Here is a 14,356-nt window from a genome sequence, read left to right as displayed (position 1 = left end):
CTAGGAGTCAAAACCCAGCCCCACGGCGTCGAGCGTCTTGAGGAAAAGGTTCCGTTTGCCCGCATTGTGATCGGCCCGGTCCATGGACCAGCGAGTGAGGTTGATTCCAATCGAAGCGAAAGGCTCAGGCGGGAAGGGCAGCGGGCGTTTCCGCACCATTTCAAGGCGGGTCCGCTCCGTATCTTGCCCGGCCAGCAGATCGAGCATGACATCCGCGGCAAAGCGAGTGGAGCCTACACCCAGGCCTGTGAAGCCTGCGGCGTAGGCCACCCGTCCTTTTCGTGCCGTACCGAAAAAGGTACAGAACTGCGTGCTGGAGTCGATCGCGCCTCCCCATTTGTGGGTAAACTTCAAGCCCTCCAGCTGCGGGAAAGTGGTGAAGAAGTGGCTGGCCAGCGTCCTGAAAGTCTCGTCTCGGTCCTCGTATGCTTCCTTCACTTGACGTCCCGCATAGTAGATCGCGTCGTAGCCGCCGAAGAGGATGCGGTTGTCCTTGCTCAAGCGGTAGTAGTGGAATTGGTTGGCCATGTCGCCGATGCCCTGACGTTCCTTCCAGCCAATGGCGGCGAGTTGTTTGTCAGTGAGCGGTTCCGTCATGAGTGCGTAGTCGTAGACCGGAACGGTCATGAGGCTGTTCCGCTTCAGGAGCGACGGAAAGACGTTGGTGGCAAGGGCTGTTTGCTTGGCGCGCACGCCACCGGCTCCTGTGGACACTCGGACGCCGTCGGGTAGCTCTTCCAGCCCACTCACCCGGGATTCTTCAAAGATCCGCACCCCCAGCCCTGTCAATACCTGCGCCAGGCCCGCGGCGAGCTTGGCGGGATGGATCATGGCGGCCGCGTCCTTGTGCCAACGGCCCGCGAGGTAGGTGGGGGAATTCACGGATGCGCGCATCGCATGCGCGTCGAGGAAAATCCCGTCCCCGTCTTCCCCCTTGAGCCATTCAACCTGGTGTGGTTCCACAGCCACGCTGAGCTCGCCCGTCCGCTCGAAATCGCAATCAATTTGATAGCGCTCAACGGTCTCCTCGATCCCGTCCAGGTTTTCCCTTCCCAGACGCTCAAGCTGCTCCAATTCCTGGGGCCAGCGGTTCTTGCCGTTCTCATAGCCGTGCGTCAGGCTCGCAACACAGAACCCGCCATTGCGGCCTGACGCGGCCCACCCGACGCGTTGTGCCTCGATCACGATCACGTCGAGTTCGGGATCGCGTTCCTTGGCCCGAAGGGCAGTCCAAAGTCCGGTGTACCCCGCGCCCACTACCACCAGATCGGCCCGAAGCTCAGCGTCAAGCTGGGGGTAGCGGACCTCATCTTTGCCCAGATCGTCGATCCAGAATGGGCGGTGCACGGTATCCGCCAACGACTGCTCGACGATGGCCGAGCCGGGACGGATCCGTTCAAAAACGGTCGAATGCACTGGAATATCTCCTCATCGTGGGTGCCCGAGTATTTGTGGGGCCCTTGGGTTGGTGGCGCGGGGGCCGGGCGTGGATGCCGGACCTAAGCGAGTTGCTCTTCCCAGAGCGCCCGCGGCCTTGAGTCAATGAGCGTCCGGGTGTAGTCGTTGGTGGGAGCCGACAAGATCCTCGAGGTAGACCCCTGCTCCACGATCTGGCCGTGCTGCAGCACAAGAAGTTCCGCACACAGCCTCGAAACCACCGCAAGATCGTGGGTCACGAAAAGGAGGGTCAGGCCCAACTGCTCACGCAGTTCCTCCACCAGCTCCAACACTTGCGCCTGGACTGAAACATCCAGGGCACTGGTGGCCTCGTCCAGAACCAGCAGCTTGGGCCGCGCAGCGAGGGCCTTGGCAATCGCTACACGCTGCCGCTGTCCGCCCGAAAGGGCCCGCGGTTTAGAGTCGAAACGCTCAGGGCCGATGCCCACCCGTTCGAGGAGCTTCTCGGCACTCTTCACCGCCTCTGCCCGCCTCTGTCCCTGGTGCAGGCGGAAAACGTCCGCAACAGCCTTACCCACGACGATCCGAGGGTCCAGGGACAGGTAGGGATCCTGGAAGACGATCTGCACGTCCTTGGCCAGGAGCTTGCGCTCAGCCGCCCGGAGAGGACGTGGCGCACGGACGCGGCCGTTGATCGCGAGTTCGCCCTCGTCGGCCGTCTCGAGCGCAACAATCATCCGCGCCAATGTCGATTTGCCTGAACCTGACTCACCCACGACCCCTAGCGAGCCGCCAGGGGCAAGGCTAAACGTGGCGTCCTTCAGGGCAGTCAGTTCTTCCCCGCTGGGCAACTCGTAGCGCTTACAGAGGCTCTTTACCGCCAGCAGCGGCACGGTGCCATCGGCGGCAGGCGCCGCCGGGACCTTGTCTATTTCGATGCGCGGCGTGGCGCCGACCAGCTGCCGCGTGTAGTCCGCGCGGGGACTCATGAAGACCTCGCGTGCCCCGCCATGCTCGACGACTTCGCCCTTGCGCAACACGTAGACCCGGTCGCAGAGTGAGGCAGCGAGGTTCAGGTCGTGCGTGATGAACAGCATGCCCATACCTCGTGCCTGTTGCTGCTCGCGTAGCAACTCGACGATCCCGGCCTGGGTGGTGACATCCAAGGCCGTGGTTGGCTCGTCGCACAAAAGCAATTCGGGCGAATCGAGCAGCGCCCCCGCAATCATGACACGTTGCAGCATGCCGCCGGATAGCTGGTGGGGGTACTGCCGCATCAGATCCTTGGTCCGCCGCAGACCCACCTGGTCCAGCTGCGTGACGGCCCGAGCGTATGCTTCTTCGCGGCTCAAGCCACGCCATCTCACCAGCGTCTCGGTGAGGAAATCCCCCACCGTGCGTACCGGGTTGATGCCGGCGCGCGGGTCCTGGAAGATCATCGAGGCGTGGTTGCGGCGCAGTTCCAGTAACTTGGCTGCAGGGGCACTCGTCGTGTCCAGGCCTCGTACCTTCACCGAACCGGAGAGCTGGGAGAACTCGGGGAAAAGGCCCAGCGCCGCCCGGGTAGTGAGCGACTTCCCCGAACCAGACTCTCCCACCAGGGCGACGGCCTCGCCGTCGTCCACGTGCAGCGAAACGTCGCTCAAGAGCGCCCCGCGCCCTGGGTAGTGCAGCGTGAACTGTTCAATTTCAAGGAGCTTGCTCATGAAAGCTTGCCTCCAATCCGGTCGGAGAGTTCCTCACCGATGACGTTGATGGACACCACAATAAGAACGACGACGAGCGCAGGAAGCAGGCCCGGGAGTACATGGCCGCCGAGCAGGGCGCCCCGTGCTTCCTCGATCATGGCGCCCCAGTCCGAGGTGGGCGGCTGGATGCCGAGGCCGATGAAGGACAGCGCCGCAAGGTCGGCGAGCACATAGCCGAAGTTGAGCGTGGACTGGGCGCCAATGGTGGGGACCAAGTTTGGCATGACGCGCCCCAGCACCACCCAAGGAGTTCGGAAGCCCAGGACCCGGTAGGCCTGGACATAGGGCCGGGCCCGTTCTGCGACCACTAGCTGCTGCGTCAAACGCGCCACGTAGGGTACATAACTGATGGTCATCGCCAGAATGGGCGCCATAAGGCCTTTGCCGAAAATCGCAATGGCCAGCATGGAGAGCAGCAGCGCGGGGAAAGCGAAGAGCAGGTCGAAAATGCGGTTCAGGATCCGGCTCATCCAGCCATCGGTCCATCCGGTTGCCAAGCCCAGTAGCAGGCCCAGGGCCGTAGACGCCACCACCACAATCAACGGGCCCATAAGCGAAGTGCGCCCCCCGTACATGAGGCGGCTGAACAGGTCCCGGCCCAAGGCGTCGGTGCCAAGCCAGTGAGCGCCGCTTGGTGCGCCCAGCACGCTGGAGAGATCAACGAAGTCTGGATCGTATGGGGCCAGGACCGGGGCGAGGACGGAGAGCAGTACGACGACGAGCGTCACCGCCGCTGCCAACCAACCCGTCCCCGAGAGGAGGCTTCCATAGCCCCGGGTCCTCAGAAGGGGGATCGTTCCTGTGAGAGTCATCGGGACTCCGTTCCTGCGGCGATGCGCGGATCAATGAGGGGTTGAATGAGGTCAACGATCGTATTGGCCAGGACAAATGCCGTGACAACGATCATGACGATCGCCTGAACCACCGCGAAGTCGAGCCGGTCGATTGACTGGACAAGGAGCTGGCCGATCCCGGCCAGTCCGAACGTCTGCTCCACGATGGCGCTCGAGACCAGAAGGCCGGCGATCAGGACACCACTCACGGTCAGGATGGGGCCGAGGGCGTTGCGGAGCACGTGCCGGAACACCACGGAACTGCGGTTAAGGCCGCGGCTGGTGGCCACCTCGACGTGCTCACGGGTGAGCTGTTCGTTCATCGAGGAACGCGTCACCCGCGCCATGAACGCAATGAATGTCAATCCCAGGGCCAGGGCCGGGAGCGTCAAGTGCCAGAGCCGGCCCAGTCCTTCATCACCACTGCCGAAGGACGGGAACCACCCCAACTGGACCGCGAAGAGGGCGGTGAGGGCAATCGCGGCAACGAACGGCGGTATGGCACCGGCGGCCGTGACCGTGATGAGGATGAAGCGGTCCCACCCGCCCTTGTTCAAGCTCGCGAGAATGCCGGCAACGAGGCCCAGGACGGTGATGAAGACGGCGGCCAGGGCCGCCAGTTCCAAGGTCACGGGCAGTCGATTGAGGAGCACGTCGCTCACGCTCTGGCGGTAGGTCAAGGAGCGGCCCCAGTCGCCGTGCAGGATGCCTCCAACCCACGTGAGGTACTGCTCAATCGGCGGTCTGTCCAGGCCGAACTGCTTTGTGATTTCGACGAGGGCTTCGGGCTTCGGGCTCCGCCCGCGCAGGAGGAAACGGGCAGGATCGCCCGGTAAGACAAAACGCGAGAAGAACACGACCAATGAGGCGAAGAACAGCGTGATCAACAGGGTCCCCAGCTTGCGGAGCGCAAGGACGATCAGGGACGTTGCCGGGCCCTTTTTGATTTCGGGCGTCGGTGGGGCGGACGGTGCCCCAAGTTCGGTCACGGCCATGGCTACCGGCCTCCAATCGTTGCTGCCCACGGGTAGTACATGTAGTTGATCGACGGAGCCGCGCCCGTGATGCGCTTGCCGAGCCACAGCGAGGTGACATTCTCGTAGAGCGGAGACCAAACCACATCTTGGCTGGCGATCTTCGCAGCTTGGGCCGTGAGCCGGTCCCGCTCGTCGACGCTCTTGGTGCCGATCGCGTTGTTCACGAGCTGGTCGAAGTCCGCGTTGGACCAGCCACCGTAATTGCTGAATTCGCCGGTGCGCAGCACTGAGTACATTTCAGTCGGGTCCGCGCTGGAGAGGTACCAAGACGTCTCAAAGAGATCGATCCCCTTGCGGGCCGCCGGGTCGGAGAAGAGCGTCGTGTACTTGCTATTGGACATGGTCTGAATCTCCGGCACCAGGCCGATTTGTTCGGCAGCCGAAGCGACGGCGCGGGATGTAATGTCCGAGGCCGCGCTTATGGGCGCCGTGGCGTAGACGAACTTCTTGCCGGTAGCGCCTGCTTCCTTGATGAGGCGCCTGGCTTCGTCAAGGTTGTAGTCCTGCTTCTCTAGCGATTCAAAGGCCGAATTGACCGTGGAAGGCTGGGCATCCACCCACACGTTCCTGGTGGTGAGCGCATCGGTCTTCTTCCCGTAGCCCTGCGCCGCAGCCTGAACGAGCGCGTCACGGTTGATGGCCATCATGAGGGCTTTGCGAACCCGGACATCGCCGAAGACGCCTTTGAAATTCGATGTGATGAGGCTCGTCACGGAGGTGCTATTGCCAAAGTAGACGTTACCGGCGTCGGTATTGGCTTTGAGGACGTCCAGCGCGTTGGGGGGAACCCCCCAACTGCCATCGATCTCACCCGTCTGCAAAGCGTTCACGCGCGCGTTGGCGTCGGGGAGGATCTTAAAGGTCATCTCCTTCGCCTTGGGCTTGAGGTTCGGATCCCAGTAGTCGTCGAAGCGCTTGAGCGTGATGCTCTCCCCGGCGTCCCAATGGTCAAATTGGAAAGGGCCCGTGCAATTCACCCCCGTGGCGGCGTTTCCGTAGTCCTTTCCGTCCTTGGTGAGCGTCTTGGCCGATTCCACCACGCCGGGAGCCCCCACGAGGGCGGAGTTCAAGCTGTAATCCGGGACGCTGGTGGTGATAGTGACCTCGTAGTCCCCGGTCTTCCGGATGTCTGCCACCCGTGCAAAGGCTGAAACCCAGAAGGATCCAACCTTGTCATCGACATGTCGCTTGAGTGAGGCCACGACGTCGTCGGCAGTCATGAGGCTGCCGTCGTGGAAGTGGACGCCTTGCCGGATCGTGTACACCCAGGTCAAGTCATCGGGGTGTTCAAATTTGGTTGCCAATCCCGGGGAAGAACTCAGGTCCGGGTTCCAACGGAAGAGCGATTCACACATGTTTGCCAGGACCTGGTTGTCCGGGTAGTCGAACGCGTAAGCGTAATCGAGCGAAAACGGCTCGGCGTAAAGCGCCCAGCTGAACTTGTCGATGTCCTTGCTCGGTTTGGGCGTTGAAGTGCTGAGGGTGAATTTGGCGGCGCCGGCGTCGTTGCCGGCCTCCGTCGCACCGCAACCGCTCAGCATGAGGCCAATCGCCGAGCAACCGGCGACGACGGCGACCAGCCGTCGACGCCGTGTGCGTGTGGGGGTCATGCGCTTCCCTCCTCGGATCATGAAAGTCATCTCGGGCTTAGGAATCTGCCCGGGCAAAGACCCGCTCGCCGGCAATCCAGGTTTCGTCTACGCGAGCCGTGTGCAGTTCCTCCACAGGGATGTCGAAGAGGTTACGGTCAAGGATCGCCAGGTCAGCAAGGGCTCCAGGGCGGATGATGCCGGTGTCCGTGTCCAGGTGGTTGATCCACGCTGTGCCCTGGGTATAGGCATCCAGGATCTGCTTGAGCGAGAGTTTGTGTTGTTCCGGGCCGAGCGGTGGCAGCGCGCCGCCTGGCTCCACCCTGTTCACAGCAACGTGGATCGCCAGGACGGGGTTGGGCGAAGAGACCGCCCAATCGCTTCCCGCGGCCAGGTGTGCACCGGCCGCTGCGAGCTCACCGAAGGGGTAATGCCGCTCCTCGGCATCGGCATCCAGGAAGGGCAGGGTCAGCTCATCGAGTTGTTCTTCGTGGCACGCCCAAAGGGCTTGGAGGTTGGCTGTCGCCCCAAGGGCCGCGAAGCGCGGCACATCCGCCTCGCGGACCACCTGAAGGTGGGCAAGATGATGGCGATTATCGCTGGGTCCATTGGTGGAGCGTGCCTGCTCAACGGCGTCGAGCGCGTCCGTGACGGCGCGATCCCCCAACGCATGGAAGTGGACCTGGATACCGTTGGCGTCGAGGTCCGTGACGAACTCCCGCAACACTGCAGGGTCGAAGAACTCGATGCCGTGGTTGTCCGTGTGGTGTCCGTGGCTGTCCCGGTACGGAGCGTGCATGGCAGCCGTGTAGTTCTCCGCCACACCGTCCACCATGACTTTTACCGTCGCCGCGGACAAACGCAGTGGATCGAAGGCGTCGGCAACACGATCGCGACGCGCCAGGATTTCTTCGAGCTGTCCCCGGCCGGCTGAACGATCCCACCACTGGGCTGCACGGACACGAACCTTGAGGTCCCCGGCGTCGAACGCCTGGGCATAGGTCTCCAAGGTATCGGCAGACCCGTTGGAGGATACGCCCACCCAGGCGTCCTGCCATGCCGTAATGCCGTAGGAGAGCATGAGTTCCTGTGCCCAGAGCAATCCTTCGTACGCCAGTTCCGGGGAGGTCCCCGGGCGCACGTGGTCAAACAGCTCCATGGCGCCCTCGTGGACGGTTCCGGCAGGGTAGCCGTCGGCCTCGCGTTCGATACGGCCGCTCCCGGGGTCCGGGGTCTCCGCTGCGATCCCCGCCAATTCGAAGGCCTTTGTATTGGCCCAGGCTCCGTGATGGTCTCGGTTATGGACAAACACGGGGCGATCGGCGACCACTGCGTCCAGCATTTGCCGGGTGGGCGTCCCGCCCGGGAAGCAGTCCATCGACCAGCCCGCGCCAAGGATCCACGGCTCGTCGGGATGGGACTCGGCGTAGCGGCGCACCACAGCCGCGGCATCCTCGGCAGAGGTCGTCTCGGTGAGGTCGCATTGCAGGTGTTCGACCCCGGCCATGATGGGGTGGATGTGGGCATCCTGAAAACCAGGAATGAGCAGACGCCCGTTCAGGTCCACGCGATTCGTGGCGCCGGTGGCCAGCGCGGATACCTCCGCACTGTCCCCTAGAGCAAGTACGCGGCCGTCCGCAACTGCCACGTTGGTTCGGACAGGACGCTCGTCCTCACCGGTGTATATCCACCCGTTCTCAAAAATCGTCTCGGCGCTGGTCATCGGTTCCCTTCCCTGAATGATTGATTGTGCCCCGCGTCACACTATGTGGAGGGTGATGGAAATGTCAATGCCATTGACAACGGCAATGACAATCACTTTGACTTTGAGGGCCGAGACTCGTGTACCGTGGGGATCCCAAGACAGGGAACTACAGAGAGGCGGTGATACGTGGCGCAGTCCCGGCCCGATCGAGGCGAGGAACAACTCACTGACAAACGCGCGCGGCTCGATGCAGACACAATCATCGACGCCGTGTTGGAACTTGCTCGGGACGAACCCCAGTCCCGTTTCACGTTCAAAAGCCTCGGTGACGCACTCGGCGTGGACCCCACCGCAATGTACCGCCACTTCCGCAACCGGGACGCGATCCTGCGCGCGGCGCTCGACAGGCTCTTCTCCATGGCGCTTGCAGAAGCAACTACGGGGAACGCGCCCTTGGACTGGCGGCCACGCCTTGAGCGATACTTCAACTCCCTAGTCGAAATCTTCATCAAATACCCGTCGATTGGCTGCGACGCCTTTGCCACGGACACCTTCGGCCAGGGCGAACTCCACACCATCGAATTCGTCCTTGGCTGCCTGAGAGATGCAGGCCTGTCCGGGGACCGGCTCGTGCACTATTACGGAGCGCTGGAGAGCTACACCCTGGGACACGGTTCCGGAATTGCCCAGGAAGTGCTCGCCAAACCTAACTCAGACGGCCACGAGCCCTGGCTCCAAGCGATTGCGGTCGCATCGGTAAGCGGCTTCCCGCTGATCGAAGAACACCGCCACCGGCTACTCAGCCTTGACGGCCTCAACGTATTCTCTGCGGGCCTCAGTGCCATTCTCGATTCCGCTGAGCGCGAGGGCGCCCGGTAGCCGGAAACCCAGCGAAGAGGGGATCGGGCAGGGAACCGCGTCACGAGCTTCGCCGCGCCATCAACCACCCACCTATCCCCCGGGGGAGCATCATGTACCAATTCATCAACGGCCGCGCCCAGCAGGGCACTTCCGGCCGGACGCACGATGTCCTCAACCCCGCCACCGGCGAGGTTGTGGCCACCGTGGACCTTGCCAGCGCAGACGACGTCGACCGCGCTGTGGCGGCAGCCCGCACGGCCTTCGCCCCATGGGCCCGCACGACACCCGGCGAACGCTCCGCGATACTGCACCGTTTCGCGGCGATCCTGACGGAACGGGCCGAAGAATTCGCCCAAGTGGAAAGCAGCCAGACCGGCAAACCCCTCCGCTTGACCCGGAATTTCGATGTCCCTGGGACCATCGACAATGTCGAGTTCTTCGCAGGCGCCGCGCGGCACCTTGAAGGCAAGGCAACGGCCGAATATTCGCCCGAGCATACCTCCAGCATTCGACGCGAACCCCTCGGAGTGGTGGGCTCAATCGCCCCCTGGAACTATCCACTCCAGATGGCTGCATGGAAAATTCTTCCCGCCATCGCGGCAGGCAACGCGATCATCCTCAAACCGGCCGAGATCACGCCACTCACTTCGGTGATGTTCGCTCAGGCTCTCAGCGACGCAGGGCTGCCCGACGGCGTCGTCAACGTCCTCGTCGGCACCGGACCCGAAGTGGGCGCGGCGCTGATGCGTCACGAAGGCGTTGACATGGTCTCCTTTACGGGCTCCACCGCGATCGGCCGCACCGTGCTGGAAGCCGCGGCCGTCAACGCCAAACGCGTTCATCTCGAGCTCGGCGGCAAAGCGCCCTTCGTGGTCTTCGAGGACGCGGACGTGGAGGCCGCAGTGCACGGCGCGGTCGCCGGGAGCTTGATCAACTCGGGCCAGGACTGCACGGCCGCGACCCGGGCAATTGTGCACCGTTCGGTCTACCCGGAATTCGTGGACAAGCTCGCGAAGCGATTCCAGGACATCCGCCTAGGGTCGCAGGACGACGACGGCGCGGACCTTGGTTCCTTGGTCTCCTTCAAGCACCGCGATCACGTGGCCGGAATGGTTGAGCGCGCGCGCGGATACGCGAAGGTGCTCGTCGGCGGCGAAATTCCCACCGAAGGTGTCCTGGCGCGAGGCGCCTTTTACCCGCCCACCCTCATCACCGACGCCGCTGCGGACAGCGAGATCGTCAAGGACGAAGTGTTCGGCCCCGTTCTGGTGGTGTTGCCCTTCGACGACGACGACGAGGCCATCCGTCTCGCGAACGACACCGTCTACGGGCTGGCCGCCTCCGCCTGGACCAGCAATGTGCGCAAGGCCCTGCGGGCAACCCGCGAAATCAATGCCGGCTGCGTGTGGGTCAACGACCACATCCCCATCATCTCCGAAATGCCCCATGGCGGCTTCAAGCAGTCCGGGTTCGGCAAGGACATGTCTGCCTACTCCTTCGAGGAGTACACCCAGGTCAAACACGTCATGTTCGAACTAAGCGGGAACGTCGAAAAGGACTGGCACCGGTCCATTTTCCAGCTTCGCTGAAGAATGGAGCCGGTGCGTCCTCAGCCACCGCCTGTGCGACGTCGGCCGGATCTTAGAACCCGCCGCCGGTCTCGCCGGCCATGTTCGCGAAGCGCGAGTAATGGCCCTGGAAGGCAACCACAATGTCCTTGGTGGGGCCGTTACGGTGCTTGGCGATGAGGATGTCAGCCTCGCCGGCGCGGGGGGATTCCTTGTCGTAGACGTCTTCGCGGTGAAGCAGAATGACCATATCGGCGTCCTGCTCGATGGAGCCCGATTCGCGGAGGTCCGAGACCATGGGCCGCTTGTCCTGGCGCTGTTCGGATCCACGGTTCAGCTGGGAGAGCGCGATGACCGGAACCTGGAGTTCCTTGGCCAGCAGCTTGAGGGCACGCGAGAATTCGGAGACTTCCTGCTGGCGGGACTCCACCTTCTTGCCGGAGCTCATGAGCTGGAGGTAGTCGAGGATCACCAGTTTGAGGTCGTGCTGCTGCTTCAAACGGCGGCACTTGGCCCTGATTTCCATGAGGGACATATTGGGGCTGTCGTCAATGAAAAGCGGTGCGTCGTTCATACGGCCCATGGTGGTGGCGATCTTGGACCACTGTTCGTCCTTGATCGTGCCCTTGCGGAGGTCCTGAAGGCCAATGGTGGCCTCAGCGGACAGCAGGCGCATCGCGATTTCGTTCCGGCCCATTTCCAGGGAGAACATCACGGTGGCGAGGTTGTTCTTGATGGCAGCGGAACGGGCGAAGTCCAGCGCGAACGTGGACTTACCGACGGCGGGGCGCGCGGCGATGACGATCATCTGGCCCGGGTGGAGGCCATGGGTGAGCTCATCAAGTTCGTAGAACCCGGTAGGGACACCCGTCATGCCCTCTCCGCGGTGGCCTGATGCCTCGATCTCGTCCACGGTGGATTCCATGACGTCCTTGAGCGCCACGTAGTCCTCCGCGGTACGGCGTTCGGCCACGGCATAGATCTCGGCCTGGGCCTGGTTGACGAGGTCTTCCACCTCACCGTCCTGGCCATAGCCCATCTGGACAATCTTGGTGCCGGCATTGACGAGACGGCGCAACACGGCGCGTTCCGCCACGATTTCGGCGTAGTAACCGGCGTTGGCCGCCGTGGGCACGGTCTGGATGAGCTCGTGCAGGTAGGCGGGACCGCCAATCCTGTTGATCTCGCCGCGCTTCGTGAGCTCATCGGACACCGTGACAGCGTCAGCGGGTTCGCCACGGCCGTAGAGGTCGATGATGGACTCATAGATGGTTTCGTGCGCAGGACGGTAGAAGTCATGCCCGCGGACAATCTCCACGACGTCCGCGATGGCGTCCTTGGAGAGCATCATGCCGCCGAGAACCGACTGTTCGGCGGGGATGTCCTGCGGAGGTTTGCGGCTGGCGTCCGATGTCCGGCCGCCCTCGATCGAATCCAAGTGCGTAACTGACAAGCCGTCCTCCATTGTGTACCGCGGCAAATAACTGTTCCCGGCGGTTCGGTGGGTCAATGCCCCGGTGTGGGTTGGCCCGGCCGCCCGGTGTGCCGGCTGGTCCGACTCTTTCGCGGAGCACCGACAATTTGGGATTCCCCGCTTTCCACAGCTTTTCCACAGACCTGCCGCGGGCGCGCTGGTTACCGACGGCGCCATGGCACCGCACACGAGAAACAAAGGTTTTCCAAGTACCTAAAGCAGGTACTCAGCCACGTTAGCCCTGCTTTTCCGAGGCACCAAGCCGGGCTTGTGGATAAAGTGTTGAAAACATACCCCTACTTGTGCACAGTCTGTGCATGACCCTGTGGAAAGAGAAATTCTTTTTGCGGAAATTAGCCCCTGAGCTGGGAAAACATTCTCCAAGCCATGTGGATCAAAAGTATTTTGATCCACCGCTCATCCACAGGCCGATTCGCTCAATCCACACCACGGACTCCAATCAAACGGCCCAAAGCCGGATAAATATGCCAAAAATGTGATGACCCCCACAATCCCTTCCAAAATTTGACAGCCGGCTCTCAGAAGCTATGCCCAAACAGGAATGTGCTGTGGATAACTGCGTTCTGACATAAGCTCTAGGTATGGGTTTCACTGTTGGGGATGTACTGCTGGTCGCAATGCCCGTTGTCATCCTTGTGGCGGTGATCTGGGCCGTCACGGCGGCGTTCAAGCCGCGCGACACAGGGTTGTCCGACGCCGAACGCTATCAACGGGAGTTGGCCGCCCGTTCGGCAGCCCACCAAGCCGCCCAGGTACAGGCGGCGACGGCGGCAAGGGCACGCATCGATGCTTCCACAAGGCCTAGCCAGAATGCACAGCAACAGTCTCAGCAGGACACCCAATCGCGGGCGGCACTGAAGGCGCAAGTCGGAGCCAGCCCTGGGGTCGGCCAAGCTGGCTACAACGGCCCCATCCTGCCCAACGGGCAGTTGAACCCACAGTTTGCGTTGCAATTGCAGGGCATGGTCCGCAGCGGACAGAAGATCCAGGCCATCAAGCTTCTCCGCCACGAAACTCATTCGGACTTGTTGACCGCCAAGAACTACATAGATCGGCTTTAGTGCATGGAATCCCTACTCGTTCCGGTCTTGATCCTGGCGGCCGTCGCCGTCGGCGTACTGCTGATCAGCCGGGTGCTTTCCCGCCGCGCAGCAGATCGTCGCGGCAATGTGGCTGCGCGCAAGGCGGCCGCGGACCCCGTGGAGCTGGCGCGCGAAGCTGCGGCGAAGCTGAGCGAAGACCAACACCGACTGCTGTATTCCCTGATCGCCCAGGGCCAGGCCATGGCCGCCATCAAGCTATACCTCAGCGCCACGGGAGAGGGCCTGCGCGCCTCCCGTAACGCCGTCGGCGCGCTGGCGGCGCATCCGCAGCCCTTCCGCAAGCCGGAGCCCGCCCCACAGGACCTCCTGCCCGACGACGACGAGCCGGAGCGCTTTCCGTACCGTTACCGGGCGATCGCCAGCAAGGGCGACGTCACGCGCGAAGTAAGCAGCAACATGCTCAACGACGAAATCTACGGACGGATCCGTACCCTGGCCAAAAGCGGCGACGTCGAAGCTGCGGCGTTGGCCCTGACTAAACATTCCGACATCAGCATGAAGCAGGCGCTCGAGTTCATCGAGCTGCTGGACGACTAGCGCCAACCCACTAGCACCAACAGCCGGATGGCCCGAGGTCCTAGAACTCCGGTCCTAGAAGTCGAACAAGTCCCCCAGCCAGCCTTCCTTCTTCTTGGGCGGCCGGCGGTCATAGTCGCGGTTAAAGCCTTGATTGCCGTAGTTCCGCTCGTCACGGCGCGGCCCGTCATTCCGGCCGTAGCGGGGGTCCGGGGAGTCGTACGCCGGCGTGCCGTACAGAGGCGGCGGCGTAGGCCCCGGAACTGGAGCCGGCGGCACAACGGACGCGGCGCCGAATCCGCCGGAAGCGCGGTCAATAATCTTGTCGAGCTCGCCGCGGTCCAACCACACTCCCCTGCATTGCGGGCAGTAGTCGATCTCCACGCCGCTGCGCTCACTCATTACCAGGTCATTTGAATCCACAGGACACTTCATGTTCGGGTCAACGAGCCGGCTGCCGGAAAAGTTCGGGTGGCGAAAGTTCGGGTGGCGAAAGTTCGGGT

At 62.8% G+C, this 14,356-nt stretch carries 12 protein-coding genes; 4 read left to right on the top strand and 8 right to left on the bottom strand.

The genetic code is table 11. The features are described 5' to 3' along the window. The 6 genes from AC1DLO_RS06905 to AC1DLO_RS06880 all read right to left on the bottom strand — a co-directional run bounded on the left by AC1DLO_RS06905 (nucleotide 1) and on the right by AC1DLO_RS06880 (nucleotide 8,328). A complete protein-coding gene (locus AC1DLO_RS06905) occupies nucleotides 1-1,416 on the bottom strand; it encodes an NAD(P)/FAD-dependent oxidoreductase (protein ID WP_476888928.1) in 1,416 nt (471 codons plus the stop codon). A gap of 83 nt (nucleotides 1,417-1,499) precedes the next feature. Next, nucleotides 1,500-3,104 carry a dipeptide ABC transporter ATP-binding protein gene (locus AC1DLO_RS06900; protein WP_476888927.1) on the bottom strand — a complete coding sequence of 535 codons (1,605 nt, stop codon included), beginning with the start codon at nucleotides 3,102-3,104 and terminating at the stop codon, nucleotides 1,500-1,502. After that, a complete protein-coding gene (locus AC1DLO_RS06895) occupies nucleotides 3,101-3,958 on the bottom strand; it encodes an ABC transporter permease (protein ID WP_476888926.1) in 858 nt (285 codons plus the stop codon). Before AC1DLO_RS06895 ends, AC1DLO_RS06900 begins: the two co-directional genes overlap by 4 nt. Then, complete coding sequence (locus tag AC1DLO_RS06890; RefSeq protein ID WP_476888925.1) at nucleotides 3,955-4,974, bottom strand: ABC transporter permease; 1,020 nt, start codon at nucleotides 4,972-4,974, stop codon at nucleotides 3,955-3,957. Before AC1DLO_RS06890 ends, AC1DLO_RS06895 begins: the two co-directional genes overlap by 4 nt. 2 nt (nucleotides 4,975-4,976) lie before the next feature. After that, nucleotides 4,977-6,626, bottom strand: a complete 1,650-nt coding sequence (locus tag AC1DLO_RS06885; RefSeq protein ID WP_476888924.1) for an ABC transporter substrate-binding protein — start codon at nucleotides 6,624-6,626, stop codon at nucleotides 4,977-4,979. 37 nt (nucleotides 6,627-6,663) lie between these two features. Continuing rightward, the gene (locus tag AC1DLO_RS06880) at nucleotides 6,664-8,328 is read right to left on the bottom strand and encodes an amidohydrolase (protein ID WP_476888923.1); all 1,665 of its coding nucleotides are present in this window, start codon (nucleotides 8,326-8,328) and stop codon (nucleotides 6,664-6,666) included. Nucleotides 8,329-8,496: 168 nt separating this feature from the next. Here AC1DLO_RS06880 and AC1DLO_RS06875 point away from each other — a divergent pair, with 168 nt between their 5' ends. Together AC1DLO_RS06875 and AC1DLO_RS06870 are read left to right on the top strand one after the other, a co-directional pair. After that, nucleotides 8,497-9,189, top strand: coding sequence for a TetR/AcrR family transcriptional regulator (locus AC1DLO_RS06875; RefSeq protein ID WP_476888922.1), 693 nt, complete (start codon nucleotides 8,497-8,499; stop codon nucleotides 9,187-9,189). Nucleotides 9,190-9,281: 92 nt separating this feature from the next. Then, nucleotides 9,282-10,760 carry a gamma-aminobutyraldehyde dehydrogenase gene (locus AC1DLO_RS06870; RefSeq protein WP_476888921.1) on the top strand — a complete coding sequence of 493 codons (1,479 nt, stop codon included), beginning with the start codon at nucleotides 9,282-9,284 and terminating at the stop codon, nucleotides 10,758-10,760. A gap of 52 nt (nucleotides 10,761-10,812) precedes the next feature. Here AC1DLO_RS06870 and dnaB read toward each other — a convergent pair whose 3' ends face one another. Next, nucleotides 10,813-12,192: a replicative DNA helicase gene (dnaB, locus tag AC1DLO_RS06865; protein WP_184739940.1), complete on the bottom strand. Its 1,380-nt coding sequence runs from the start codon at nucleotides 12,190-12,192 to the stop codon at nucleotides 10,813-10,815. Between the two features lie 623 nt (nucleotides 12,193-12,815). On the opposite strand from dnaB, the gene AC1DLO_RS06860 reads away from it, so the two are divergent. Both AC1DLO_RS06860 and AC1DLO_RS06855 read left to right on the top strand, forming a co-directional pair. Further along, the gene (locus tag AC1DLO_RS06860; RefSeq protein WP_476888920.1) at nucleotides 12,816-13,295 is read left to right on the top strand and encodes a hypothetical protein; all 480 of its coding nucleotides are present in this window, start codon (nucleotides 12,816-12,818) and stop codon (nucleotides 13,293-13,295) included. A gap of 3 nt (nucleotides 13,296-13,298) precedes the next feature. Continuing rightward, nucleotides 13,299-13,874: a hypothetical protein gene (locus AC1DLO_RS06855; protein ID WP_476888919.1), complete on the top strand. Its 576-nt coding sequence runs from the start codon at nucleotides 13,299-13,301 to the stop codon at nucleotides 13,872-13,874. A gap of 54 nt (nucleotides 13,875-13,928) precedes the next feature. Here the strand turns inward: AC1DLO_RS06855 and AC1DLO_RS06850 are convergent, their stop codons facing one another. Then, entirely contained in the window at nucleotides 13,929-14,288 is a 360-nt protein-coding gene (locus tag AC1DLO_RS06850; RefSeq protein WP_184739932.1) for a TFIIB-type zinc ribbon-containing protein, read from the bottom strand. Nucleotides 14,289-14,356: the final 68 nt, after the last annotated feature.

The sequence above is a fragment of the Arthrobacter sp. 01T419 genome (assembly GCF_056398865.1).
Note: the sequence above shows the minus strand (reverse complement) of the source record. Positions and strands in the feature narration are given on the sequence as shown.

What these genes read in the sequence shown, in the direction of transcription:
- AC1DLO_RS06900 (WP_476888927.1), bottom strand. Translation starts at nt 3,104, where the DNA reads ATGAGCAAGCTCCTTGAAATTGAACAGTTCACGCTGCACTACCCAGGG.
- AC1DLO_RS06895 (WP_476888926.1), bottom strand. Translation starts at nt 3,958, where the DNA reads ATGACTCTCACAGGAACGATCCCCCTTCTGAGGACCCGGGGCTATGGA.
- AC1DLO_RS06890 (WP_476888925.1), bottom strand. Translation starts at nt 4,974, where the DNA reads ATGGCCGTGACCGAACTTGGGGCACCGTCCGCCCCACCGACGCCCGAA.
- AC1DLO_RS06885 (WP_476888924.1), bottom strand. Translation starts at nt 6,626, where the DNA reads ATGACCCCCACACGCACACGGCGTCGACGGCTGGTCGCCGTCGTCGCC.
- AC1DLO_RS06880 (WP_476888923.1), bottom strand. Translation starts at nt 8,328, where the DNA reads ATGACCAGCGCCGAGACGATTTTTGAGAACGGGTGGATATACACCGGT.
- AC1DLO_RS06870 (WP_476888921.1), top strand. Translation starts at nt 9,282, where the DNA reads ATGTACCAATTCATCAACGGCCGCGCCCAGCAGGGCACTTCCGGCCGG.
- AC1DLO_RS06860 (WP_476888920.1), top strand. Translation starts at nt 12,816, where the DNA reads ATGGGTTTCACTGTTGGGGATGTACTGCTGGTCGCAATGCCCGTTGTC.
- AC1DLO_RS06855 (WP_476888919.1), top strand. Translation starts at nt 13,299, where the DNA reads ATGGAATCCCTACTCGTTCCGGTCTTGATCCTGGCGGCCGTCGCCGTC.
- AC1DLO_RS06850 (WP_184739932.1), bottom strand. Translation starts at nt 14,288, where the DNA reads ATGAAGTGTCCTGTGGATTCAAATGACCTGGTAATGAGTGAGCGCAGC.